This window comes from Shinella sp. OV683 (genome assembly GCF_057787725.1).
In genome coordinates this window covers 4,879,430-4,901,015 of the sequence record NZ_CM173543.1, presented here as the reverse complement: position 1 = coordinate 4,901,015, position 21,586 = coordinate 4,879,430, and the positions used below count along the sequence as shown (strand labels likewise).

General features: G+C 59.9%; 29 protein-coding genes. 14 read left to right on the top strand and 15 right to left on the bottom strand.

What is annotated here, in order from left to right; translation table 11 throughout:
- Positions 1-2: 2 nt before the first annotated feature.
- Entirely contained in the window at positions 3-476 is a 474-nt protein-coding gene (locus tag ACXHRN_RS23730; protein ID WP_488638740.1) for a 2'-5' RNA ligase family protein, read from the bottom strand.
- A gap of 377 nt (positions 477-853) precedes the next feature.
- Between ACXHRN_RS23730 and ACXHRN_RS23725 the strand changes: the two genes are divergently transcribed.
- Both ACXHRN_RS23725 and ACXHRN_RS23720 read left to right on the top strand, forming a co-directional pair.
- Entirely contained in the window at positions 854-1,573 is a 720-nt protein-coding gene (locus ACXHRN_RS23725) for a DNA alkylation repair protein (RefSeq protein WP_488638739.1), read from the top strand.
- A gap of 114 nt (positions 1,574-1,687) precedes the next feature.
- Positions 1,688-2,248 carry a methylated-DNA--[protein]-cysteine S-methyltransferase gene (locus ACXHRN_RS23720; RefSeq protein ID WP_488638738.1) on the top strand — a complete coding sequence of 187 codons (561 nt, stop codon included), beginning with the start codon at positions 1,688-1,690 and terminating at the stop codon, positions 2,246-2,248.
- 16 nt (positions 2,249-2,264) lie between these two features.
- On the opposite strand, the gene ACXHRN_RS23715 is transcribed toward ACXHRN_RS23720, so the two are convergent.
- The 4 genes from ACXHRN_RS23715 to ACXHRN_RS23700 form a co-directional block, all read right to left on the bottom strand.
- Positions 2,265-3,434 carry a winged helix-turn-helix domain-containing protein gene (locus tag ACXHRN_RS23715; protein WP_488638737.1) on the bottom strand — a complete coding sequence of 390 codons (1,170 nt, stop codon included), beginning with the start codon at positions 3,432-3,434 and terminating at the stop codon, positions 2,265-2,267.
- Positions 3,435-3,663: 229 nt separating this feature from the next.
- A complete protein-coding gene (locus ACXHRN_RS23710) occupies positions 3,664-4,077 on the bottom strand; it encodes a GFA family protein (protein ID WP_488638736.1) in 414 nt (137 codons plus the stop codon).
- 33 nt (positions 4,078-4,110) lie between these two features.
- On the bottom strand, positions 4,111-4,575 hold the full coding sequence (locus ACXHRN_RS23705) for an SRPBCC family protein (RefSeq protein ID WP_488638735.1): 465 nt from the start codon (positions 4,573-4,575) through the stop codon (positions 4,111-4,113).
- Positions 4,572-4,901, bottom strand: a complete 330-nt coding sequence (locus ACXHRN_RS23700; RefSeq protein WP_488638734.1) for an ArsR/SmtB family transcription factor — start codon at positions 4,899-4,901, stop codon at positions 4,572-4,574. Before ACXHRN_RS23700 ends, ACXHRN_RS23705 begins: the two co-directional genes overlap by 4 nt.
- A 240-nt stretch (positions 4,902-5,141) precedes the next feature.
- Between ACXHRN_RS23700 and ACXHRN_RS23695 the strand changes: the two genes are divergently transcribed.
- The 4 genes from ACXHRN_RS23695 to ACXHRN_RS23680 all read left to right on the top strand — a co-directional run bounded on the left by ACXHRN_RS23695 (position 5,142) and on the right by ACXHRN_RS23680 (position 8,050).
- Positions 5,142-5,888 (top strand): SDR family NAD(P)-dependent oxidoreductase, encoded by a 747-nt coding sequence (locus tag ACXHRN_RS23695; protein ID WP_488638733.1) that lies wholly within the window; start codon positions 5,142-5,144, stop codon positions 5,886-5,888.
- Complete coding sequence (locus ACXHRN_RS23690) at positions 5,888-6,829, top strand: RNA polymerase subunit sigma-70 (protein ID WP_488638732.1); 942 nt, start codon at positions 5,888-5,890, stop codon at positions 6,827-6,829. Before ACXHRN_RS23695 ends, ACXHRN_RS23690 begins: the two co-directional genes overlap by 1 nt.
- A 362-nt stretch (positions 6,830-7,191) precedes the next feature.
- Entirely contained in the window at positions 7,192-7,551 is a 360-nt protein-coding gene (locus tag ACXHRN_RS23685; RefSeq protein WP_488638731.1) for an ArsR/SmtB family transcription factor, read from the top strand.
- A complete protein-coding gene (locus ACXHRN_RS23680) occupies positions 7,535-8,050 on the top strand; it encodes an SRPBCC family protein (protein ID WP_488638730.1) in 516 nt (171 codons plus the stop codon). Before ACXHRN_RS23685 ends, ACXHRN_RS23680 begins: the two co-directional genes overlap by 17 nt.
- A gap of 298 nt (positions 8,051-8,348) precedes the next feature.
- Here ACXHRN_RS23680 and ACXHRN_RS23675 read toward each other — a convergent pair whose 3' ends face one another.
- Complete coding sequence (locus ACXHRN_RS23675; RefSeq protein WP_488638729.1) at positions 8,349-8,600, bottom strand: TPR end-of-group domain-containing protein; 252 nt, start codon at positions 8,598-8,600, stop codon at positions 8,349-8,351.
- A gap of 3 nt (positions 8,601-8,603) precedes the next feature.
- On the opposite strand from ACXHRN_RS23675, the gene ACXHRN_RS23670 reads away from it, so the two are divergent.
- The 4 genes from ACXHRN_RS23670 (at position 8,604) to ACXHRN_RS23655 (ending at position 10,438) form a co-directional block, all read left to right on the top strand.
- Positions 8,604-8,825, top strand: coding sequence for a hypothetical protein (locus ACXHRN_RS23670; RefSeq protein ID WP_488638728.1), 222 nt, complete (start codon positions 8,604-8,606; stop codon positions 8,823-8,825).
- Positions 8,826-9,042: 217 nt separating this feature from the next.
- Complete coding sequence (locus ACXHRN_RS23665) at positions 9,043-9,357, top strand: ArsR/SmtB family transcription factor (protein ID WP_488638727.1); 315 nt, start codon at positions 9,043-9,045, stop codon at positions 9,355-9,357.
- Positions 9,354-9,794 carry an SRPBCC family protein gene (locus ACXHRN_RS23660; RefSeq protein ID WP_488638726.1) on the top strand — a complete coding sequence of 147 codons (441 nt, stop codon included), beginning with the start codon at positions 9,354-9,356 and terminating at the stop codon, positions 9,792-9,794. The genes ACXHRN_RS23665 and ACXHRN_RS23660 overlap by 4 nt, the downstream gene beginning before the upstream one ends.
- A complete protein-coding gene (locus tag ACXHRN_RS23655) occupies positions 9,791-10,438 on the top strand; it encodes a glutathione S-transferase family protein (protein WP_488638725.1) in 648 nt (215 codons plus the stop codon). Before ACXHRN_RS23660 ends, ACXHRN_RS23655 begins: the two co-directional genes overlap by 4 nt.
- A 1-nt stretch (position 10,439) precedes the next feature.
- On the opposite strand, the gene guaA is transcribed toward ACXHRN_RS23655, so the two are convergent.
- From guaA to ACXHRN_RS23640, 3 genes are read right to left on the bottom strand one after another with little or no spacing between them, the layout of a single operon-like run.
- Positions 10,440-12,002, bottom strand: coding sequence for a glutamine-hydrolyzing GMP synthase (guaA, locus tag ACXHRN_RS23650; protein WP_488638724.1), 1,563 nt, complete (start codon positions 12,000-12,002; stop codon positions 10,440-10,442).
- A gap of 58 nt (positions 12,003-12,060) precedes the next feature.
- Positions 12,061-12,699, bottom strand: a complete 639-nt coding sequence (locus ACXHRN_RS23645; RefSeq protein WP_488638723.1) for a 5'-methylthioadenosine/S-adenosylhomocysteine nucleosidase — start codon at positions 12,697-12,699, stop codon at positions 12,061-12,063.
- Positions 12,696-13,145, bottom strand: coding sequence for a PaaI family thioesterase (locus tag ACXHRN_RS23640; RefSeq protein ID WP_488638722.1), 450 nt, complete (start codon positions 13,143-13,145; stop codon positions 12,696-12,698). The genes ACXHRN_RS23645 and ACXHRN_RS23640 overlap by 4 nt, the downstream gene beginning before the upstream one ends.
- Before the next feature lie 166 nt (positions 13,146-13,311).
- On the opposite strand from ACXHRN_RS23640, the gene ACXHRN_RS23635 reads away from it, so the two are divergent.
- Complete coding sequence (locus ACXHRN_RS23635; protein WP_488642000.1) at positions 13,312-14,256, top strand: AEC family transporter; 945 nt, start codon at positions 13,312-13,314, stop codon at positions 14,254-14,256.
- Positions 14,257-14,303: 47 nt separating this feature from the next.
- Here ACXHRN_RS23635 and ptsN read toward each other — a convergent pair whose 3' ends face one another.
- The 6 genes from ptsN to lptC all read right to left on the bottom strand — a co-directional run bounded on the left by ptsN (position 14,304) and on the right by lptC (position 19,601).
- Positions 14,304-14,768 (bottom strand): PTS IIA-like nitrogen regulatory protein PtsN, encoded by a 465-nt coding sequence (gene ptsN, locus ACXHRN_RS23630; RefSeq protein WP_488638721.1) that lies wholly within the window; start codon positions 14,766-14,768, stop codon positions 14,304-14,306.
- Between the two features lie 79 nt (positions 14,769-14,847).
- Complete coding sequence (gene hpf, locus ACXHRN_RS23625) at positions 14,848-15,420, bottom strand: ribosome hibernation-promoting factor, HPF/YfiA family (protein ID WP_488638720.1); 573 nt, start codon at positions 15,418-15,420, stop codon at positions 14,848-14,850.
- Between the two features lie 397 nt (positions 15,421-15,817).
- Complete coding sequence (rpoN, locus tag ACXHRN_RS23620; RefSeq protein WP_488638719.1) at positions 15,818-17,395, bottom strand: RNA polymerase factor sigma-54; 1,578 nt, start codon at positions 17,393-17,395, stop codon at positions 15,818-15,820.
- A gap of 181 nt (positions 17,396-17,576) precedes the next feature.
- Positions 17,577-18,383, bottom strand: coding sequence for an LPS export ABC transporter ATP-binding protein (gene lptB / locus ACXHRN_RS23615; RefSeq protein ID WP_488638718.1), 807 nt, complete (start codon positions 18,381-18,383; stop codon positions 17,577-17,579).
- Between the two features lie 13 nt (positions 18,384-18,396).
- Positions 18,397-18,939 (bottom strand): LptA/OstA family protein, encoded by a 543-nt coding sequence (locus tag ACXHRN_RS23610; RefSeq protein WP_488638717.1) that lies wholly within the window; start codon positions 18,937-18,939, stop codon positions 18,397-18,399.
- The gene (lptC, locus tag ACXHRN_RS23605) at positions 18,936-19,601 is read right to left on the bottom strand and encodes an LPS export ABC transporter periplasmic protein LptC (RefSeq protein ID WP_488638716.1); all 666 of its coding nucleotides are present in this window, start codon (positions 19,599-19,601) and stop codon (positions 18,936-18,938) included. The genes ACXHRN_RS23610 and lptC overlap by 4 nt, the downstream gene beginning before the upstream one ends.
- A gap of 179 nt (positions 19,602-19,780) precedes the next feature.
- On the opposite strand from lptC, the gene sppA reads away from it, so the two are divergent.
- The 3 genes from sppA (at position 19,781) to ACXHRN_RS23590 (ending at position 21,584) form a co-directional block, all read left to right on the top strand.
- A complete protein-coding gene (sppA, locus tag ACXHRN_RS23600; protein WP_488638715.1) occupies positions 19,781-20,740 on the top strand; it encodes a signal peptide peptidase SppA in 960 nt (319 codons plus the stop codon).
- Between the two features lie 37 nt (positions 20,741-20,777).
- Positions 20,778-21,086, top strand: coding sequence for an integration host factor subunit beta (locus ACXHRN_RS23595; protein WP_488638714.1), 309 nt, complete (start codon positions 20,778-20,780; stop codon positions 21,084-21,086).
- Positions 21,087-21,242: 156 nt separating this feature from the next.
- Positions 21,243-21,584 (top strand): DUF1049 domain-containing protein, encoded by a 342-nt coding sequence (locus tag ACXHRN_RS23590; protein WP_488638713.1) that lies wholly within the window; start codon positions 21,243-21,245, stop codon positions 21,582-21,584.
- Positions 21,585-21,586: the final 2 nt, after the last annotated feature.

Here is a 21,586-nt window from a genome sequence, read left to right as displayed (position 1 = left end):
CTTTACTGGATATGCGGTTGCTCCGGCCAGAGAATCAGATGCTTCCTTTTGCCGACAAGGCTGCGAATGAGGCAGGCCTCGTTGACGATCCATCGAACCGGCACGTCAAGCATCTGCTCCGCGACGATTTGATCGTCCCACAGCAATGTCATATGCGGGTTGAATGGTCCCTTGATGTCCGTCCCGAGGTCCTTGGCGATCTGACGCGTGAGCTCAAAAAGCGCCTCGTTTGCATTCTTGCCGGCGCAGAGCACCAGCGGCTTGCGTTCTTTGCCTTTGAAACTCACAGCGCGGTCAAACACCAGTTCGAACGGCTCGAACGTGATATGTTCAAGCACCCATCTGACACGCGAAACGATTTCGTCGAAGCGCACGCCGCGGAGGTCAAATCGCAGCATCGACACGTGCAACAAATCTTCCCGCTGAGGATTCGCCAAAAGGTCGTATCGCCGCGCCATGTCGAAGGCGATCTCCATCGCCTGCCGAATAGCCTTTAGATCTGGCCGAGCCGCCACGAAGAGATTGTCTTCCGGAACGAAACGTCGTGTCCGCGGCCGAAGCCCCAGGTCGCCCTCGAATGGAAAGCTGAGTTGTTCACCAATCATAAGCGCCTCCATCAGGTAAATTCGACGGAGGACCATGCAATATGAACGTGAACAAATCAAGAACATTGATTCATTTTTGCTGGTGTGGCAAGTTGGAGTGAAGTGGCCTGAGCGGAAGGGCTGCGGCAAAGTGGGAGACGGCGGGAGGCCAAGGTGAACGATCGGATTGAGGACACCATGGCAAGCGCTTGACCCTGTCTCGTGCAGGGCTCACGACTACCACTTTCCATTGCTTGCCGGAGGAGTGTGTGATCGCCAACAATTCTGACGGCATTTCCATCGACCAGCGAGCCCATGCCGTCATCGCGGCCCTCAAAGCGGACGCCGACGGCAAGGTGCTGGCGGACATGGGACCGCGCTACGGGATCCATACGACAAAGGCGCTTGGCGTCTCGATGGCCGCAATGCAACGGATCGCCAAACCGCTGGCACCGGACCATGACTTGGCCGAAGCGCTGTGGGGCACCGGCTGGTATGAAGCGCGCATCGTTGCCTGCCTCATCGACGATCCCACACGCGTCACATCGGAGCAGATGGACCGCTGGCGGGCCGATTTCGACAATTGGGCGATTGCCGATACGGTCTGTTTCAAGCTGTTCGACCAGGTTCCAGGCGCATTCGCCAAGGTCGAGCAATGGGCCGACTTGAACGACGAGTTCGGGCGGCGGGCCGGGTTCGCGCTGCTGGCCTCGATGGCGCTGCACGGCCGTGGCTCGACCGCCGAGATGGAGCGCGGTCTTCAGCTGATCGAGCAGGCATCGGGTGACGAGCGCAACTTTGTCAGGAAGGCGGTCAATTGGGCGCTGCGGGCCATTGGCAGCCGCAAGGATAGTGCGCTGAAGACGGCCACCCGCGCCCTTGCTGCACGCCTCTCGCAGACGACCGACAAGACTGCGCGCTGGATCGGCAAGGACGCGGCAAAGGCCTTTGCCAAGGCCGACGCGGGAACGAACGCCGCACAAGATTGACTGAGGTTCCTGCTGCCCGGAAATTGTCAGCAACTCGGCCCTGTGCAAGAAACGGGTTGAATTCGGGCTCGACAAGCACGATTTTCATGGCATGAGATATGCAGAGGCAAAGTCATGACCACGATGCATCATTATCAGATCTTCGAAACCGCCGGCGGCTTCTGCGGCATTGCCTGGAGCAAGGCCGGCATCACCCGTTTCCAGCTGCCGACAAAAAGTGCCGGAGAGACCGGGAGGCTGTTGGGGCGGCGTCTGCCGGAGGCCGAGCCCGCTGTTCCGCCGGAAGATGTTGCCGAGGCGATCGCTGCCGTAAAACGCTATTTCGACGGCGAAGAAGTGGATTTTTCCGGATTCCGGGTCGACCTCGGTCATCAGGATGCATTCTTCGAGCAGATCTATGCAGCAGCGCGGCAGATTGGCTGGGGTCATACAACAACCTATGGCGCACTGGCGAAAACACTGGGAGCGGGTCCCGAAGCCGCACGCGATGTTGGCCAGGCGATGGCCAAAAACCCGGTGGCGCTGATCATCCCCTGCCACCGCGTGCTGGCGGCTGGCAACAAGATCGGCGGCTTTTCAGCTCCGGGCGGTTCGATCGCCAAGCAGCATATGCTGGAGTTGGAAGGCGTACATGTCACGCCGCCAAAGCCCGTGCAGCAATCGCTGAATTTCTGACAGGGCGCCGCTGCCGTCAGGTCGCAAACTGAAAGGCCGTAAAGGCCTCGAGGGCATTTTCGATGGCTTGACGCTGCGCAGCGCCACCATCAAAGAATGTCGTCGATTTGTTGATCAACAGCCGCTTGGCCTGCCTGTCGGCCTTGATGTCCAGTGCCGCCACCATGCGGCCATCGTACAGCACCGGCAGTGCGAAATAGCCCAGCACTCGCTTTTCGGCCGGCACGTAGGCCTCAAACCGGTGGACATAGCCAAAGAACAGCTCCAGGCGCTTTCTCTGGATCACCAATGGATCGAATGGCGACAGGATATGGGCCTTGGGCGTAGCACGCGATGATGCCTTGTCGAGCAATTGCGGCGCCAGCCAATGCTCCGTCTTGTCGCCCTTTAGCATCACCGCCACAAGCTGGCCGGCGGCCACACGCTTTTCAATCAGCGCGCGGATGACGGGCTTCCTGCCGGCTTCGAGATGGCAGGTGGAATCGAGGCTGATGATACCCTGTGACCGCAGCGCCCGGTCAAGCACATAGGCGTTCACCTCATCCGTCGAAGCGGGTTCCGGCGGCCGTTCCCATCCGAAATGTCGATCGGTGAGGTCGTAGGCTTTCAGCATGCCCGACCGCGACGAGATCGTCAGCGTTCCGTCGTAGAAGCCCTTCGACAGCACGCGACGGCTGGGTTTCCGGCTCGCCCAGGCGTGGTCCTTCTCGATCAGCACATCGTCATCAATGTCACGCAGCGAGATCGGTCCTTCTTGCTCGATTCGCCTGAGCAGCCGTTCGGTATCCTCCGCAGTCACTTTGGCAAATCCTGCATGCGGGTTGGCGCGGTGGTCTTCCATGGCCGGGACGAAATATCGATAATCCTCCGTGGCGATATAGGCCAGCGCATGCGTCCAATGTTCGAAGACGCTCTTCTTGGCCGACTGCGCCTTGTGAAGATCGCTGCGCTTGTAGTGGGGAAGCCGGGTATAGAGAATGTGGTGATGGCAACGCTCGATAACGTTGATCGTGTCGATCTGTACATAGCCGAGATGATGGACGACATCAGCAACGGCATTCGGGCCGCGACCTGAGGCGATACGGGCGGTAAAGCCCTGTGCGGCAAGCCAGATCTGTCTGGCGCGATGCGGCGTGATGATGCGGATGTCGGTCCTGCTCGTCGCTATCCTTTTCTCTGCTTTCATAATGCCCTTCGTAATGAACCCAGTCGCTCGAATGATCGTCTATCGGGGTAGACTATCCGCACTGTGAAGCGAAACCCGAAAACAAACATGGCCCGCGATGCTTTTGTAATAGCGATGCTGCTGCCAAACAATTGTCAGCAGCGGACGAAAGCGCATGCATGAAAAAGCCCGGAGCAGACGCCCCGGGCTTAGTGGATTCTGATGGGCCAGGCGTGAATGCTCGCCCGACTTAAGTTGGCGGCATCCTGTCGAATTTCGGCAGTGCCGGATCGAGGTGATCCCAGGCATGTCCGGCTGCGGTCCAGGACACCAGTTGCGGTTTATAGCGGCTTGGGTCGTCGAGGCTTGCGGGGGTGACGATGAACACATCCGGCATGTCGGGAAATGTCAGGTGGACGGACGAACCGCATATCGGGCAGAAGCCACGCCGCTTCACGGTTCCGCCATCACCGACGGTCTGCCAATGCGATACTTCTCCCTCGACCTTCACCTCCGCCGCAACAAAAGTCAGGTGCGATTGATGTCCAGTGCCGCTGTCGCGCTGACACTGGCGACACTGGCAATCAATCATGACAACCGGTTCGGCCGAAATCTTGTAGCGAATCGCGCCACATGCGCACCCGCCGGTAAAAGCCTTGCTCATCTCTCATCTCCTCTCGCGATGCGCCATCGGGCATCAGTTCTGTTCGCCAGTGATCGCACCAATGCGTGGGACAATCGTTTTCCAACCGTTGCTCATATTGTTGAAGGCCGTATCGTTCCGGGGCGTGATGAAACCGGAATGAACGAGGCGAAGGCGCGTTCCGGTCTCAACCCTGGAAAGGGTCCATGTGACGACCGTGTCCAGCGGCGAGCCGTAGCCGAAATTTGCCTGGTCTCCGCCTTTCCAGGCATAGGCGAAGCGCTCGTTCGGCATCACCTCCAGCACCTGGCAGCGAATAACGCCGTCCCACGCCCCGGCAGGCGTCGTCTGAAAGGTGAAGTGCTTGCCTTCCACAGGCTCAAATCCTGTTGGAGGCATCAGCCAGCGGCCCATCAGTTCGCCCGAGACGAGCGTTTTCCAGATCGTCTCGGGTGCATACGGAAAGATTTCGTCGACGACAATCTCTTGCGTCTCAGCTTTCAAAGCGGCGTCGTTCATGGGTCGATCTCCTTCAGGAGGGTACGGAGGTTTGCGAACTTGTCGCGCCAGAAGGTGCCGTAATGGCTCATCCAGTCGACAAGCGGCTCGAGGCCTTCAGGCTGGGCGCGATAATAGACATTGCGGCCTTCGGGGCGTTCGGCGACCAGGCCGGCCTGTTTCAATGACTTGAGGTGCTGGGAAATGGCACCCTGTGTCACACCGCTGCCTCGCGTCAACTCGACCACGGTGATCTCGTCGGACAGGACGATCCGTTCGAAGACTGCCCGACGGGTGGGGTCGGCAAGGGTGCGCATGACGGCGGTGATTGTGGCGGTTTCGATCATGCATATTCAATAGTGGATACTAATTGATAAGTCAACACTAATCATTTTCATAATTGGCTGCAGCAAATTGGCCGGCAACGCTGCGTAAGAAAAAGGCGGGAGCGGCGGCCACTACGCAGTCCTGCTGCGGACAGCGAACGTCGAGGCAAATTGAGTCTGTCGAAAAAATTTCAACAACCGCGATGCATAAGCAGGCGTCGCGTCGTCTCACTCCACGTCACCAAAATGGAGAACCTCGCAATGGCTGATCTTCTTTCCCGTACACCCGTTACCGTCATCGGTGCTAGCCGCGGCCTTGGCCGCGTCCTGGCCGAAACCTTTCATCGTCTTGGCGCGCAGGTGCTGGTCGTGGCTCGGGGGCAAAGCGGCCTCGATGCTGTGGCTCGCGACCTGCCTGGCGTGGCGGTGCTTGCATGCGATGCGTCGGCCGACGACGCACCGGAGCGCGTGTTTGCCGTCCAGGCGCCGCGCATTCTGGTCCTCTGCGGCGGCGCCATGCCGCCGTGCCGCCCGTTCACGGAGGTCGACTGGGAGGATTTCAGCGCCAACTGGAACAACGATGTGCGCATGAGCTTCCATTTCCTGCAGGCCGCGCTGAAGGGGCACCTGCCGGCGGGCACTGTTATCGTCACCATCAGCAGCGGGGCCGTGCGCCAGGGCTCGCCGATTTCAGGTGGCTATGCCGGCGCCAAGCAGATGCAGATCTTCATGACCGGCTATGCCCAGAAGGCGGCCGATCGTGCCGGCCTCGATCTGCGGTTCATGTCGCTGGCACCGGCGCGCCTCATGCCGCAGACGGATATCGGCGCGGCAGGGGTCAAGGGATACGCCGCCTACAACGGCACCAGCGAAGCCGCCTTCCTCGACGCGATGGGCTTGGGGCAGACGCCGCAGCAGGTCGCCGACGCAGTGCTCGACCTGATCGCGGAGCCAAAGCCGGGCGGCAACTTTATCGTTTCCTCTGACGGCGTGGCGGCGCTAAGCTGATGCTCATGGAGAATTCGATCACTGCTCCTGACATGTTGAACGCGCCGGATCCGTCGGGCGTGTTTGCCGCCATGGCCGATGCCATGCATGGCGAGTTGAAGCGGCATTGCTATCGCATGATGGGCGGTGTGCAGGATGCCGAGGACTGCGTCCAGGAAGCGCTGTTGCGCGGCTGGCGAGAATTCGCCGGTCTCCGCGATGGCACGGCGGCGCGGTCATGGCTTTATAGCATCGCCACCCGCGTCTGCCTCGACGCGTTGCGCACGCGGCGCAGGCGGCAGATCCTGTTTGGACCCAGTCTGGATGAAGTCGCGCCGGGAACGGAGCCCTGGGTCGAGCCCTGGCCGGGCGGGGTTCCGTCATCCGGGCCGGAACGTAGCCAACACATCCGGCTGGCCTTTGTCTCGCTGCTGCACGGGCTGTCGCCGCGCGCCCGCGCAGTGCTGCTGCTGCACGATGGTGTTGGCATGACAGCGGCCGAAGCAGCGGAAGCACTCGGTATCAGCGTGGCTGCGGCGCGCAGTGCCCTGCAAAGGGCGCGAGCCGCCCTACCGCCACAGGATGCGGTGGCTCCGAGCGGCGCGCCAATAGAAGCTTATGTCGACGCCTGGAATGCCGGCGATGTCGGTGCGCTGATCGGCCTTTTGCGGCGGGATATCGTTCTGACCATGCCGCCGTGGCATCGCACGTTCATGGGCCGCGACGAGGTGGAGCGCTTCATGACCAGCGTCTGGCCGCGCTATGACAGCTTCCGCGCCGTGGCCCTCATCGCCAACGGGCAGCCGACGGCAGCTGTCTATGCCCGCCGCGGTGACGCTGCTTATCTGCCGCATTCGCTGCATATCGTTGCAGGCAGCAGCGAGATCGGCGAAATCGTCCTCTACGCGCCGCCGCTTGGCCCAAGCCTGTTTGCGGCCTTCGGCCTGCCACCAACGGTTTGATGAAGGGCGCGGCGCTATACTTATCGTGCCGCGCTCATCAGCGTCATTCCCACCCGATTGTACCTCCGCTCGATAACCAACTGAATTTTCAAGCGATAAAGTATTCGCGCCGATAAGCTATCGTCAGCAAGACCGTCAAAAAAATACGCTCTTGAATTCGCTGCAGAATTTTCATCGACATGCCTGGCTCATCTATCGAATGCTATCGGCGGTTTTGCATCGGTAGGCGACACGAATTTCGGCTTGCCGTGCCGCTAGCCGACAGCACCATCTGCGAGATGGAGAAGCGCGCCAAGATTGCAGCCGGCTGACCGCGGTCTCCCCTTGCATGCCGCCAATCGGTGCGCTATATACTGAACCAAATGGTTCAGTATTCTAGGCCCCATCTCGATGCCTCATTCGCCGCGCTGTCGGACGCCACCCGGCGCGGCGTTCTCGAGCAGCTCGGACGTGCAGATGCTTCGATCACGGAGCTTGCCGAGAAGTTCCACATGACCCTCACGGGCATGAAGAAGCACGTCGGTGTCTTGGAGCAGGCGGGGCTCGTCACCACCGAGAAGGTCGGGCGCGTGCGGACCTGCAAGCTCGGCCTACGCGGACTGGAGGAAGAGGCGGCATGGATCGAGAGGCATCGCCAGATCTGGGACGCACGCTTCAACGAGTTGGATAAGGTTGTCGAGGAATTGAAACGGAAGGAGAAAGTCGATGGACAAAAGAAGTGATGGCGAATCCACCCCCATGAATAACCGCACGACGATCGAACGGAAATCCGAGCGTGAGTTCGTCGTGACGCGAACCTTCAACGGCCCGGTGCACATCGTGTTCGAGGCGTGGACCAAGCCTGAGCTGTTCATGCGGTGGTGGGCACCGAAGTCAATGGGCGTGCCCATGCTTTCCTGCGAGATGGATGTTCGTACCGGAGGCGGGTACCGTGTTGAGTTTGGTCACGATCCCTCAGAGGCTTGGGCATTCTTCGGCAAGTACATCGAAGTGATCCCGAACGCGCGTCTCGTCTGGACGAATGAGGAAAGTGAAGACGCTGCCGTGACCACGGTGACTTTCGAAGAACAAGACGGCAGGACGCTGCTGGTCCTGCACGAACTCTATCCCTCGAAAGAAGCTCTCGAAGCCAACGCCGGGGGGGAGGATGGGTTGCCCGAGCAGTTCGAGCAGTTGGACGAGCTTCTTGTCACCCTGGGCGTGGGTGCGGGAGGGGCATGAAGTCGTCGATCCCGCGGTCGGCCGCCTGGCTCTTCGCTACTTCGCGTTTCTGCACGCTACGCTACGCCAAGCCGCTCCGGCTCGTCGAAGCGACTTTACATCATTCCGAATGCGGGCGCAGATCGGTGCTTTCGCGTAATGCGAGCAGGAAATAAGAAGCTAAGCGCGTTGTTCTCGATTTGCCACCGCAGCGTTTGGACGGTCGGCCGCCTCTGGGGCCGGGAGCAGTAGGTTCGCACGTGGTGCAGCAAAGGACGATAGCGGCCGGTCAACGCCGGCGACCAACGCCAGTGCGGATCTACTCGATGAGCTTCAGAAGCGTTTCATAGCGCGGATGGTTGCGGATGGGATCGAAATCAGAATCGTTCTTGAACCAAGATTTCATGTGGCTCCCCACCAGCCGCAAGTAGGGCTCCAGCAGGTCGATGGCACGGTCGGCCTCGCCAAGTAGCGAATAGACACAGGCAACATTGTACACGGCATGGCTGTCTTCCTGATCGATAGCAAGAGCGCGCTCCGCCCATTCCTTGGCCGCAACGAGGTGCAGCACTTCATGACTAGTGTCTGGCCGCGCTACGACAGCTTCAAAGCGATTGGTTTGATCGCCAACGAGCAGCCTGCGACAGCGCTTTACGCACGACGTGGCGATGCGCCCTATCTGCCGCATTCGCTGCATGTGCTGGCAGGTAGCGGTGATATCGAGGAAATCGTCCTCTATGCCCCACCGCTTGGTGGCAGCCTGTTTGCGGCCTTCGGCCTGCCGCCGACGGCTTGACAAAGGGCGCGGCGCCATAGCCGTAGCGCAGCGCTCGAAAACGTCCTTCCCATTCGATCGTCCGACGGCGGCTCGGATGTCCATCACGCGCGATGCGGCGGATGCCGTCAGCTTTTATCGCAGGCACAGTCCAACCTGCGATGCTGCGCGGCCAAGATTGACTCCACCCACAAGATGAGAAATACTTCGCTACATGGTGAAGTATAAGGCATCAGATATGGACCGCACGTTCTCCGCGCTTGCCGACCCTACGCGGCGAAACGTCCTGCTACGGCTGAGGGAGGAGCCGGGGCTGTCGGTGAGCGAACTCGCCCGGCCCCTGTCGCTAAAGCTTCCGGGACTGATGAAGCATCTAGATGTCTTGTCTGATGCGGGCTTGATCACGCGGACCAAAACCGGCCGCACCGTATCGGTTCACCTTTCGGTCGGGCCGATGCAGGAGGCAATGGAGTGGCTCAGACGGTACGAACGCCTCTGGACAGTCAGCATCGATCGACTTGTTGCGCTTGTAGAAGAGGATGACGACCGATGACGAAGAGCCTTCCGAGCGTGACCATCGTGCGCAGAATCAAGGCGGCGCCGGCCAAGGTTTATGCGGCGATTACGGAGCCCAGGCAAATGATGCAGTGGTGGGGACCTGATGCCGGGCCGACGCTTCGCGCCGAGGCGGACGTGCGACCGGGCGGCCGCTTCAGCGTCGTATTCCGACTGCTGAACGGCGAGGAGCACAATCCCACTGGGATTTATCAGGAAGTGGTTCCTGACAAGAAGCTCGTTTTCACCTGGGAATGGCCTGGAATGCCAGAACGAGAGTCGCTAGTCACGTTTCTGCTCGAGCCGTTTGATGGTGGCACCACATTAACGCTGATTCACGAAGGCCTGCCCGACGAAGAGGCGCGCAAAAGTCACGAGGCAGGTTGGAGTGGCCTCCTCGATAAGCTGCCGGTTTTCCTTGGAGATGCCGAATGACCGACCTGATTCTCACCACCTACGACTGGGTTCCCGAAACGCCGCGCGGCTATGTGCGTGACATACGCGTGCGTTGGGCGCTGGAGGAAGCCGGGTTACCCTACCGCGTCGAGAGCACGCCCTTTCGCGACCGGAAGGCCGAGCACTTCGCGCATCAACCCTTCGGGCAGGCGCCGTGGCTGACCGACGGCGACCTCTCGATCTTTGAGAGCGGCGCGATCCTGCTGCACCTCGGCGAGCGTAGCGATGCGCTGCTGCCCGCCGATCCGCTCGGTCGCAGTGACGCCAAGGAATGGCTGTTCGCTGCACTGAATTCGGTCGAGGCGGCGAGCCTGCCCTGGTCCATATTGGTGTTCTCGGGGGAGAGCCACGATACGGAGGCCTGGAAGATTTTGGACGGGTTCCTCAAGGTTCACCGCCTCCAGCATATGGAAGCGGTATTGGCGGGACGCGAATGGCTGGCCGGAACCTTTTCCGTAGCCGACATCCTCATGGCGGATGTGCTGCGCCTCATCGATCGGTTCGACGGGCTGGCGAATTATCCCACTTGTCGCGGCTACGTCGCGCGCGCCACGGCTCGCCCATCCTTCGTCAAAGCGTACGCGGACCAGATGGAGCATTTTGCTGCGGCAGATGCGGCCTGAATCATTCCCACTCGATCGTGCCGGGCGGCTTGCTGGTCACATCATAGACGACGCGGTTGATGCCGCGGACTTCGTTGATGATGCGGGTCGCGGCGCGGCCGAGGAAATTCATGTCGTAGTGATAGAAATCCGCCGTCATGCCGTCGACCGAGGTGACGGCGCGGAGCGCGCAGACGAATTCGTAGGTGCGGCCATCGCCCATGACGCCGACGGTCTGCACCGGCAGCAGCACGGCGAAGGCCTGCCAGATCTTGTCGTAGAGGCCGGCCTTGCGGATCTCGTCGAGATAGACGGCGTCGGCTTCGCGCAGGATATCGAGCTTTTCGCGGGTAATGCCGCCCGGGCAGCGGATGGCGAGCCCCGGGCCGGGGAAGGGGTGGCGGCCGATGAAGGAGTCGGGCAGGCCGAGTTCCTTGCCAAGCACACGCACTTCATCCTTGAAGAGCTCACGCAATGGCTCGACCAGCTGCATGTTCATGCGAGCCGGCAGGCCACCGACATTGTGGTGCGACTTGATGGTCACCGACGGGCCGCCGGTGAAGGAGACGCTTTCGATGACATCGGGGTAAAGTGTGCCCTGGGCAAGGAATTCGGCGCCGCCGAGCTTCTTTGCTTCTTCCTCGAACACTTCGATGAACAGGCGGCCGATGGTCTTGCGCTTGGTTTCCGGGTCGCTCTCGCCCTCCAGCGCATTGACGAACATATCGACGGCATCGACATGGATGAGGTGGAGATTGTAATGCTCGCGAAACATCTCGACGACATCGCGCGCTTCGTTCTTGCGCATCAGGCCGTGGTCGACGAGGATGCAGGTCAGCTGGTCGCCAACCGCCTCATGGATCAGCAGGGCCGCAACCGAGGAATCGACGCCGCCGGAAAGGGCGCAGATGACGCGCTTGTCGCCGACCTGCTTGCGGATCGCATCGACGGCGCGCGCGCGATAGGCCGACATCGACCAGTCGCTCTTGATGCCGGCAATCTTGTGGACGAAATTCGACAGCAGCTTGGCGCCATCGGGCGTATGCACCACTTCGGGGTGGAACATCGTCGTGTAGTAACGACGGCCTTCGTTGACGGCGATTGCAAATGGCGCGTTTTCCGAAGTGCCGATGATCTCGAAGCCTTCGGGCGCCTGTGTGACGCGGTCGCCATGGCTCATCCAGACCGGATATTTCTTGCCGACCTCCCAGAAATCTTCAAACAGCGGGCTGGGCTTGAGGATCTCGACATCGGCGCGGCCGAATTCCCGGGCATGGCCTCCTTCGACCTTGCCGCCGAGCTGCGTTGCCATCGTCTGCTGGCCATAGCAGATCGCCAGGATTGGTAGGCCGGAGTCGAACACTGCTTGTGGTGCGCGGGGGCTGCCCTCATCCAGCACCGATGCAGGACCACCGGAAAAGATGATCGCCTTGGGGCGAAGCCGGTTGAAGGCCTCTTCGGCGGACTGGAAGGGAACGATCTCGCAATAGACGCCCGCCTCGCGGACGCGCCGGCCGATGAGCTGGGTCACCTGGCTGCCGAAATCGATAATGAGAACGGTGTCGGAAGGAGCTATCTGGGTCATGTCGAGCCTTTAATGAAAATGGCCCGTTTGCGCAAGGCGCTTTACGCATAGCTGCCAGTCAAATTGCGAGGGCGCCGCCTTCGATGGCGGCTTCGAGTTTCAGCACGGCTTCGGCGAGCTTCTCATCGATGATATGCAGGTATTCCGTCCAGTCATTGATGTGGCTGACTTCGACCACGCCATCGGAAATGCCGCGCAGGCCGATCAGCGGAATATCGAAGGCCATGCAGGCGCGCAGCACCGCATAGGTCTCCATCTCCACCATGTCGGCGTCGATCGTGCCATAGGCATCGCCGGAGACGACATTGGCCCCAGTCGACAACGTTGCCTGCTTTACGCCGGGAATTACGAGCGGCAGCGGCAGCACGGCGGGCAGGCCGAGGAATGGAGTCGTTCCTTTCTCGAACCCGAAGGCCGAAGCATCCATGTCGCGATAGGCCACTGACGTCGCCTGATAAATCTCGGCCTGTTCAAGCTTCGCAGCACCCGCCGATCCCAGCGAGACGACCAGATCGGGCCTGCGCCCATCCAGAGCCAGGCTGGTCAAAGCCTTTGTCAGTTCGACCGCGGCCTCGACCGGACCGACGCCGGTCATCACGGGCTGGAACAGCGCCTGCAGGTGCGGACCATATTCCGCGTCGGCGGCCATGACGAACAGGATGGATTTGCCGCCCACCGATTTCAGACGATCGCTCATCCCCGGATATCCTCGCGGCCGCGCAGGGCCATCTTCGTGCCGGTCATCGAGGCGATCAGCTTGGCCGGGCCGTCACCGATCGCATAGGCTCGGCCGTCGGCGACGATGATGTTGGAACCGGGTTTGGTGATTTCGCCGCGAAACAGGAAGCGATCACCCTTGCCGGGTGACATCAGGTTGACCTTGAATTCGATGGTCAGGATCGAGACATCGGGGTCGATCATCGTGTAGGCGGCGTAGGTACAGGCCGAATCCAGCGCCGCCGCAATCACGCCGGCATGCAGGAAGCCATGCTGCTGGGTGAGTGTTGCATTGAAAGGCAGTTCGATCTCGACGATACCCTGCTGAATCAGCGTCAGTTCCGCGCCGATCAAGGCCATCGCGCCCTGCTTGGCAAAGGATGCCTCGATACGCTCGCGGAAATCGCCAGCCTGAAATTCGTTCATGAATGCTCCTGTTCGCAGGTGCGAAATTGCCACTACCGCCAAGGCGAGACAAGCACCAATGCTGGTCGTGAAACATTATTTTCGGCGAACGCAATTGCCGGGAACTGCCCTTGCCACGGCCTGTGATCGGCGTATGAGGCCCTTATACCTCGATCTGGGCTTTGAAATGATATCCACTGCCGAAAATGTGTTGCCGGTCTTCCTGATGATCTTTGCCGGATGGCTGATCGTTGCCTCCGGATATTTGCGCTCGGAAGCCGGCGATGCGCTCTCGGATTTCGTCTTTAAGGTCGCGGTGCCGGTGCTGCTGTTCAAGACTATCGCCGAGGCTGATTTCCATGGCGCCTTTCCGGTCCGGCTGTGGATCGCCTATTTCGCCGGCGTTGGCGTCACCTGGACGATCGCCTACCAGCTTGCCAATCGTCTGTTCAAGACTGACCATCGCACGGCGACGGTCACCGGCGTGTCATCGGCATTTGCCAACACCGTATTCATCGGCCTGCCGCTGGTCGATCGCACCGTGGGGGCCGAGGGGCTGGTGGCGGTGTCGATCCTGATCGCCGTGCATCTGCCTGTGATGATGATCGTCTCGACGCTGCTGATCGAGCGGGCGGAGCAGCATGACATCGGCAAGAAGCCCGGAACCTGGTGGCATCTGGCTGGCTCGCTCGCCCGCAACCTCCGCCGCAATCCGCTGGTTTTCGGTATTGTCGGCGGCGGGCTCTGGCATCTCTTCGATCTGAAATTGTCGGGCGTGCCGAAGGTGCTGGCCGAACAGCTCTCGGCGATCGCCGGGCCGGCCGCGCTGATATCGCTCGGCATGGCGATGCGGCGCTATGGCTTTTCGGGCAATGGCGTGCTGCCGCTGGTCGCGTCCGCACTTAAACTGCTGATAATGCCGGCCTGTGTCTATGTCTTTTCGACGCTTCTGGGCCTTTCGCCGGATTGGCGCGCGGCCCTGGTGCTGATCGCGGCGGTTCCCACCGGCGTCAATGCCTGGCTGATTTCAGTGCAGTTTCGAACCGCCGAGGCACTTGCAGCCTCGGCCATCACCCTGACGACAGCACTCGGTGTGCTTTCCGTCACTTTCTGGGCTTGGGTCGTCAGCTAAAGCGGACAGCGTCAGCTAGAGCGGACATCGTCCGCGCCAGCGATTACTCAGGCAGCGTTGGAGGCCTGCTCCTGGTTGAGGCAGGCATCGAGCGCCGATACCGATTCCGATGCGCGCAGGCGTGCAACGAGATCTTGGTCGCGCAGTACGCGTGCAATCCGCGACAGTGCCTTGAGATGGTCGGCGCCAGCACCTTCCGGGGCCAGAAGCATGAACACGATGTCCACGGGCTGGTCGTCGAGCGCTTCGAAATCCACGGGCGTTTCCAGGCGTGCGAACACGCCGGTGATCCGGTTCAACGACTTCAGCTTGCCGTGCGGGATCGCGATGCCGCCACCGACTCCCGTCGAGCCCAGCTTTTCGCGCTGGAGCACCACTTCGAAAATTTCACGCTCGGAAATTCCGGTGAGTTTGGATGCACATGCCGCAAGTTCCATCAGAAGCTGCTTCTTGGACTGCACGCGAAGAGCCGGAAGAATCCCTTCCGGATGCAAAATATCCGCCAAAGCCATTCATATTGTCCTTTTTGGGCCCGGTATTCGTCAGGCCGGCACCGCCGCCAGCCTGACCCTCGTTGATCATCGTCCCGCCTCAGCCCTTGATATTGGCCGAGTCAATCCATCCGATGTTGCCGTCGTTGCGGCGATACACAATATTGAGGTCCGCCGAGCCAGGCTTGCGGAACATCATTACCGGTTCGTCTGTCATGTCGAGCGCCATCACGGCCGTCGCCACCGACATCGTTGCCAGGCGCCGCGTGGTTTCGGCGATGATCACGGGTGCGAAATCCTCGGCGATCTCATCGTCGCCGCCTTCCGGAGTATCAAACACCGCATAGGCCACTTCGGTTCCATTGCGGCTTTCGCCATGGTGATGATCGCGCAATTTGCGCTTATAGCGGCGCAGGCGCTTCTCAATGCGCTCAAGGGCAGAATCGAAGGCGACCTGCGGATCGTTGGCCTTGCCTTCGGCGTGGAGATTGGCACCGGAATCCAGATGGATCTTGCAGTCGGCATTGAATCTGGCGCCCTCTTTCTCAACAAGGACCTGACTCGAAAAACCGCCGTCGAAGTATTTTGCGATGGCGTCGTTGATATTCCCCGTGATGCGGGTCCTGAACGAATCGCCGATATCCATTTGCTTGCCGGTCACACGCACACTCATGGTGTTTTCCTTCCTGCACACAACGTTTCGAAGCCCGCTTGCTTACTTGCTATTCCGAGGCGGGCCTCTGCCCCCGAAAAAGCTCCGCTACTGCGTCAGCAGGGATCGGTCTTCCGGGCCAGGATACCATTTTTGGCGGCCGTGTCCGGAAATCCCCCGACGCAATCGCAAACTATCAAAATGCAGCTTATGCCAAACCCGCTCATTGATCCAAGCATTTCTGTGAGGATACCTCGCCTTGTCGGTCGAAAATCCTCAGGAACTTTGGTGTTCAGAGTGCGCTCATGGCGGCGGGCTTCTAGCTGCGACACCCATGCGAGTCAAGGGGTGGCGCGAGAGGCTCTGTGCATAACCAATAAATAGTACAAATATAGATTGTTATCGGAACGCCCGGATATCAGGCCTCGCAGAGTCCCGAGACTTTCGAGAGCACGCGCTTTTCGCGTCTTCGTTGCACTGAGGAGGGGATATTCATTGCTCCGCGATACTTGGCGACCGTGCGGCGGGCAATGTCGATGCCGCCGGTTTTCAGATTGTCGACGATATCGTCGTCGGAGAGAACCTTGTCGCCCGTTTCGCCGGAGATCATCGCCCGGATTTTGTGGCGAACGGATTCCGCCGAATGCGCATCGCCACCCACCGAGGACGACGCGATCGACACGGTGAAGAAGTATTTGAGTTCGAACAGGCCGCGCGGCGTCAGCATGTATTTGTTCGAGGTGACACGGCTGACGGTCGATTCATGCATCTTGATCGCCTCGGCCACGGTCTTCAGGTTGAGCGGGCGAAGATGTGCGATCCCCTGGTCAAAGAAGCCATCCTGCTGGCGGACGATCTCGGTCGCCACCTTCATGATCGTGCGCGCCCGCTGGTCGAGGCTGCGTGTCAGCCAGCCGGCACTCTGCATGCAATCGGAAAGGAACGCCTGATCCTCGGATTGCTTGGGCAGGGTGCGGGAAATCCTCTCGTAATATTGGTGATTGACCAGCACGCGCGGCAGCGTTTCTGGATTGAGCTCGACCGACCAGCCGCCATCCGGCGCCGCCTTGACGATGACATCCGGAATGATCGATTCCGACAGCGAGGACTCAAAGCCGCCGCCCGGCTTGGGATCGAGCGCGCGGATTTCTCCCAGCATATCGAGCAGGTCTTCCTCGTCGACACCGCAGATCTTCTTGAGGCTGGCAAAATCACGCTTGGCCAGAAGATCGAGATTGGCCAGCAGCGCCTGCATGGCGGGATCGAGGCGGTTCTTCAGCCTGAGCTGGATCGAAAGGCATTCGCTGAGCGACCGCGCATAAACGCCGGGCGGGTCAAGTTCCTGCAGCCTGAGAAGCACATTTTCAAGCTCTACGGCATCGGTGCCCAGCCGCTCGGCAAGCTCGTCCAGTCCGTGGTGGATATAGCCGGACTCATCGAGCAGATCGGTCAGGTAGCGTGCGATCAGCAGCTCACGATTATCCGGAAACGCGAAGGGGACCTGCTGGCCGAGATGATCCTTCAGCGAAATCTGGCCGGCGACGAACTCGTCGAGGTCGTAGGATTCTCCGCTCTCGCCGAGGCCGCCCGGCATGGATTTCCACTGCTGCAACAACTCGGGCGCATCGGCGCGGCGCGGCGCGCCATCGTCCTGGAACACATTTTCGAAACCGGTGTCGAGCGCTTCATTTAGGCGCTCGGCATGCCGCTCAGAGAAGTCCGCACCATCAAAAGCGCCAGCATTTTCCGACTGGCCGTCAATGGCTTCGCCGTGCTCGGCGGGCATATCAGACACATCTATCTCGCGGGAGAATTCCGGTTCGGTCTGCTCGGGATGCGTGGCAAGCTCGAGCAGCGGATTTTTTTCGACTTCCTGGGCGATGAACTGGTTGAGTTCGAGAAACGTCATCTGCAGCAGCTGGATGGATTGCATCAGCTGCGGGGTCATGACCAACGACTGGGACTGTCGCAAAAAGAGGCTGGCAGACAAGGCCATGGCGGACGCTATACTCCCCTCACAGGACATAAATCCAGTTTTCGAACCCGATCAGAAGATCAGGTTTTCCAAACTGGCCCAAAAATTGCTTATTAATCCGATCCGGTCAAGCATTCTTTATTTGCGACGTTAAAATCGTCGAAATCCGCCCAAAACCATCAAAAGCATCGTAAAAAACACGCTACAAGCTGAAATTGTCGCCAAGATACAGGCGGCGCACATCGGCATTGCTGACGATGTCGGCGGCGCGGCCATGGGTCAGTACCTCGCCGGCGTGGATAATGTAGGCCCGGTCGATCAGGCCAAGCGTCTCGCGGACATTGTGGTCGGTGATCAAGACGCCGATACCGCGGCGCGTCAGGTGCCGCACCAGGTTCTGGATGTCGGCGACCGAGATCGGATCAACGCCGGCAAACGGCTCGTCAAGTAGCATGAAGGCAGGGTCGCTCGCCAGCGCCCGGGCGATTTCCAGCCGGCGCCGTTCGCCACCGGACAGCGCCACCGCCGGCGATTTCTTCAAATGGTTGATGGCAAACTCGGCCAGTAGCGATTCCAGCTTCTCCTCGAGCGCCTTCTTGTCCTTGATGGCTACCTCGAGCACGGCACGCAGATTTTCCTCGACTGTCAGGCCACGGAAAATCGACGCCTCCTGCGGCAGGTAGCCGACGCCGAGACGGGCGCGCTGGTACATCGGCATCCAGGTCACGTCGTTGCCGTCGATCTCGATGCGGCCCTGGTCGACCGGCACGAGGCCGGTGATCATGTAGAAGCATGTGGTCTTGCCGGCACCGTTAGGCCCAAGCAGGCCGACGGCCTCGCCACGCCGGACGACGAGCGAGACGCCATTGACGACCCGGCGCGAGCGATAGGATTTGGTGATGCCACGCGCAATCAGCGTGCCTTCATAGCGCGCCTTCTGCTCCGGATCCTGCGGATCGGTGCCTTTGCGGCCCTGTTTGCCCGCAGATGTGAGAAACGGTATTTTCAACGGAGTGCCGGCACTAATTTGTCTTGCGGGATTTGGGGTCGATCAGGATCTTCACCCGGGTACCGCAACTGTCGAGCTTGGCGAGCCCATTCTTCATTTGCACCGTCAGCTTGCAGCCGGTGAAAACGTTCGGCCCGTCGGCAAGCACCACTTGCTTGCCTTCGAGGGTGAGCAATTCGGTGCGCATGTCGAATGAACCCGTTTCGCCGGTGGCGCTCTGGGTGCCGGAAACGACGGACACGGCGCCGGAGACTTCGATACGATCGATGTCGGAACCGCCTGACGAGATGCCGCCGCCGCCTTCCTTGTAGAACACGATCATATGGTTGGATTTGAGCGTCATCGTGCCCTGCACGACGCTGACATTGCCATCGAAGAAGGCCTTCTTCTCCTGCTCATGAATCTCGAGCTTGTCGCTCTCGATCTGGATCGGCTTGTCGTTGGACAGCGACAGGCCCTTGATCTGGCTTGTCTGCGCCAAAACTGCGATCGGCGAGAGCGATGCGGCCAACAGACCGGCCGCGGCCAGGCATACGGAAAGACGAATAAGCCTCATGGTTGCCCCTGATTTTCCTTGGTGCGATAGGCGGCCGGATTGACCACAACCTTAACATTGCCGTCGAATGTAATGACCCTGCCCTTATCGGTTATCTTCAGGCTCTTCGCAACCAGGGTGGAATCTTTTGCTTCCACGGAGACTGGGTCCTTGGTGTTCATCTTGCCTGCATGAACGTCGAGATGGGCGGATTGGAAATGCACCGTCACACCGGACGACAGCGTGACGATGAAGGGCGCCGTCATGTCGAGAAGGTCGGTCGAACGGTCGAAATCCGCACCCTTCGCCTTGACGCGCGCAACCAGATCTCCGCGTATCGGTACCGCCGCGTCGATGTCCTCGAGCGAGATCAGGTTGGGGTTGATGATATCCTGCAGCGCGCGTTGCGCATTCATGAAATAGCTGATGCCCTCGTCATTGCGGCCTGAGATTGCCGGCTTTTCCATGACGATCTTGCCGTTCTCGATCTTGGCCCCGCCGATCGACAGATTGTCCGGAAACATGGTGCGAACCCAGGAGACGGCCACGAAGCAGAGGGAAATGATCAGCGCCGCGATCGGCAGCAGGATCTTCCAGCGCCGCACGCGCGCCGAATGCGACTGCGCCCGCTTGTAGGCGGTCGCAGCCGGAGCCGGTAGTATGCTGCTGGCGCGGATATCCATAATCTGTCCTGGTGGGCGATCTTACGGTCTGACACATAGGTAAATCATGGCGGAAATACAATGTGCTTACACTATTTGCAGAGAATTTGCTGCATGCCCGGTGCATTTGGCGCCATGGTGTTTCCTTCTGGCGCGTCACGCGCTATCTCTAGCGCAAATTTCAATTTGGATCCAAGACGATGAGTATCAACGAGATAGCCGAACGCAGGCGCATCCGGCGCAAGCTGTCCTTCTGGCGGATTTTCTCCTTTCTGCTGATTGCGGCCGCGATCGTGTTGTTCTGGTTTGTCGCCAATGGCGGGCAATTTTCGTCTCCAATGGAGAAGGATCATGTCGCCCGGATCACCATTTCAGGTGTCATCCAGGACGATAAAGAGCTTCTCGATCGTCTTGATAGGATCGCCAAGAAGGATTCGGTCAAGGCTTTGATCGTCTCGATTTCTTCGCCGGGTGGCACGACCTATGGCGGTGAGATGATCTACAAGGCGATTCGCCGCGTGGCCGAGAAAAAGCCTGTCGTCTCCGATGTCAGGACGCTTGCGGCATCGGCCGGCTACATGATCGCCATTGCCGGCGACCGGATCGTGGCAGGGGACACATCGATCACAGGCTCGATCGGTGTTATCTTCCAGTACCCGCAGCTCAAGAACCTGCTCGACAAGATCGGCGTGTCGCTTGAGGAGATCAAGTCCGCACCGCTGAAAGCCGAGCCGTCGCCATTCCACGACGCCAGCGAGGAGTCCAAGACGGTGATGCGCGAGATGGTGATGGATTCCTACGACTGGTTCGTCAATCTCGTTGCCGAGCGCCGCAAGCTTTCCAAAGCCGATGCACTGAAGGTGGCCGATGGCCGCGTCTTCACCGGCCGCATGGCGCTCAAGTCCAAGCTCGTCGACGATATCGGCGGCATGGATCAGATCCGCGCCTTCCTCGAAACCCGCAAGGTCGGCAAGGACCTGCCGGTGGTCGATTGGATGGCGCCGAAGACCGGTTCGCCCTTCCTGTTCGGCAGCATGGTGCGGCAGGTTCTGCAATGGTCGGGTTTTGCCTGGCTGGACCAGAACAATTCCCTTGGAAACCTGAGTGATGACAAGTTGTTACTTGACGGTCTTGTCTCCGTTTGGCAGTTTGAAAGATAATGAGAATAGGTCGAAAAGATCGTCAGAGGGGGCGCTTGTGATCAAGTCTGAATTGGTACAAATCGTCGCAGCGAAAAATCCGCATCTGTACCATCGGGACGTCGAGAACATCGTGAATGCTGTTCTTGACGAAATCACCGATGCGCTGGCTGGCGGCAACCGCGTCGAACTGCGCGGGTTCGGTGCATTCTCCGTCAAGAACCGACCGTCTCGATCCGGCCGAAACCCCCGCACGGGTGATGCCGTCTTCGTCGAGGAGAAGTGGGTTCCCTTCTTCAAGACCGGCAAGGAATTGCGCGAGCGGCTCAACCCCGACCTCGCCGATGAGGATGACGACGAAGAATAAGAGGTTTTTGCCTCGACGTTCCGGCAAATCAGAAGCGTTGAGATGGATGGCATTCCGTCCTGAATTCCATGTGTGCCTTGATTTCCCCGTCAGGGCGGGTCAGAAAGCGATGCCGCATGTGCTGCGGGCAGATTTTATCGCAGGGAGAACCGTTCCATGATCACACGCATCCTCAAATTCGTTGTTATCGTGCCGGTCGCCATCATCCTGATCGTGTTGTCGGTCGCCAATCGTCACCTCGTGACCCTGGCCCTCAACCCATTCCGCCCGGAAGACAGCGTTCTGTCGTTGTCGCTGCCCTTCTTCGTCTTCCTGTTCATCGCGCTGATGATCGGCGTACTGATCGGCTCCTCGGCCACGTGGCTGGCGCAGGGCAAGCACCGCAAGCGCGCCCGCGATGAGGCACAGGAAGCGCGCAAATGGCGTGACGAAGCCGGCCGCCAGCGCAACCAGCTTGAACAGGCCACCACGCAGAAGCTGATCTCGGCTTCGAAGTAAAC

What these genes read in the sequence shown, in the direction of transcription:
- ACXHRN_RS23730 (WP_488638740.1), bottom strand. Translation starts at nt 476, where the DNA reads ATGGAGATCGCCTTCGACATGGCGCGGCGATACGACCTTTTGGCGAAT.
- ACXHRN_RS23720 (WP_488638738.1), top strand. Translation starts at nt 1,688, where the DNA reads ATGACCACGATGCATCATTATCAGATCTTCGAAACCGCCGGCGGCTTC.
- ACXHRN_RS23715 (WP_488638737.1), bottom strand. Translation starts at nt 3,434, where the DNA reads ATGAAAGCAGAGAAAAGGATAGCGACGAGCAGGACCGACATCCGCATC.
- ACXHRN_RS23710 (WP_488638736.1), bottom strand. Translation starts at nt 4,077, where the DNA reads ATGAGCAAGGCTTTTACCGGCGGGTGCGCATGTGGCGCGATTCGCTAC.
- ACXHRN_RS23705 (WP_488638735.1), bottom strand. Translation starts at nt 4,575, where the DNA reads ATGAACGACGCCGCTTTGAAAGCTGAGACGCAAGAGATTGTCGTCGAC.
- ACXHRN_RS23700 (WP_488638734.1), bottom strand. Translation starts at nt 4,901, where the DNA reads ATGATCGAAACCGCCACAATCACCGCCGTCATGCGCACCCTTGCCGAC.
- ACXHRN_RS23695 (WP_488638733.1), top strand. Translation starts at nt 5,142, where the DNA reads ATGGCTGATCTTCTTTCCCGTACACCCGTTACCGTCATCGGTGCTAGC.
- ACXHRN_RS23690 (WP_488638732.1), top strand. Translation starts at nt 5,888, where the DNA reads ATGCTCATGGAGAATTCGATCACTGCTCCTGACATGTTGAACGCGCCG.
- ACXHRN_RS23685 (WP_488638731.1), top strand. Translation starts at nt 7,192, where the DNA reads ATGGTTCAGTATTCTAGGCCCCATCTCGATGCCTCATTCGCCGCGCTG.
- ACXHRN_RS23680 (WP_488638730.1), top strand. Translation starts at nt 7,535, where the DNA reads ATGGACAAAAGAAGTGATGGCGAATCCACCCCCATGAATAACCGCACG.
- ACXHRN_RS23670 (WP_488638728.1), top strand. Translation starts at nt 8,604, where the DNA reads ATGACTAGTGTCTGGCCGCGCTACGACAGCTTCAAAGCGATTGGTTTG.
- ACXHRN_RS23665 (WP_488638727.1), top strand. Translation starts at nt 9,043, where the DNA reads ATGGACCGCACGTTCTCCGCGCTTGCCGACCCTACGCGGCGAAACGTC.
- ACXHRN_RS23660 (WP_488638726.1), top strand. Translation starts at nt 9,354, where the DNA reads ATGACGAAGAGCCTTCCGAGCGTGACCATCGTGCGCAGAATCAAGGCG.
- ACXHRN_RS23655 (WP_488638725.1), top strand. Translation starts at nt 9,791, where the DNA reads ATGACCGACCTGATTCTCACCACCTACGACTGGGTTCCCGAAACGCCG.
- guaA (WP_488638724.1), bottom strand. Translation starts at nt 12,002, where the DNA reads ATGACCCAGATAGCTCCTTCCGACACCGTTCTCATTATCGATTTCGGC.
- ACXHRN_RS23645 (WP_488638723.1), bottom strand. Translation starts at nt 12,699, where the DNA reads ATGAGCGATCGTCTGAAATCGGTGGGCGGCAAATCCATCCTGTTCGTC.
- ACXHRN_RS23640 (WP_488638722.1), bottom strand. Translation starts at nt 13,145, where the DNA reads ATGAACGAATTTCAGGCTGGCGATTTCCGCGAGCGTATCGAGGCATCC.
- ACXHRN_RS23635 (WP_488642000.1), top strand. Translation starts at nt 13,312, where the DNA reads ATGATATCCACTGCCGAAAATGTGTTGCCGGTCTTCCTGATGATCTTT.
- ptsN (WP_488638721.1), bottom strand. Translation starts at nt 14,768, where the DNA reads ATGGCTTTGGCGGATATTTTGCATCCGGAAGGGATTCTTCCGGCTCTT.
- hpf (WP_488638720.1), bottom strand. Translation starts at nt 15,420, where the DNA reads ATGAGTGTGCGTGTGACCGGCAAGCAAATGGATATCGGCGATTCGTTC.
- rpoN (WP_488638719.1), bottom strand. Translation starts at nt 17,395, where the DNA reads ATGGCCTTGTCTGCCAGCCTCTTTTTGCGACAGTCCCAGTCGTTGGTC.
- ACXHRN_RS23610 (WP_488638717.1), bottom strand. Translation starts at nt 18,939, where the DNA reads ATGAGGCTTATTCGTCTTTCCGTATGCCTGGCCGCGGCCGGTCTGTTG.
- lptC (WP_488638716.1), bottom strand. Translation starts at nt 19,601, where the DNA reads ATGGATATCCGCGCCAGCAGCATACTACCGGCTCCGGCTGCGACCGCC.
- sppA (WP_488638715.1), top strand. Translation starts at nt 19,781, where the DNA reads ATGAGTATCAACGAGATAGCCGAACGCAGGCGCATCCGGCGCAAGCTG.
- ACXHRN_RS23590 (WP_488638713.1), top strand. Translation starts at nt 21,243, where the DNA reads ATGATCACACGCATCCTCAAATTCGTTGTTATCGTGCCGGTCGCCATC.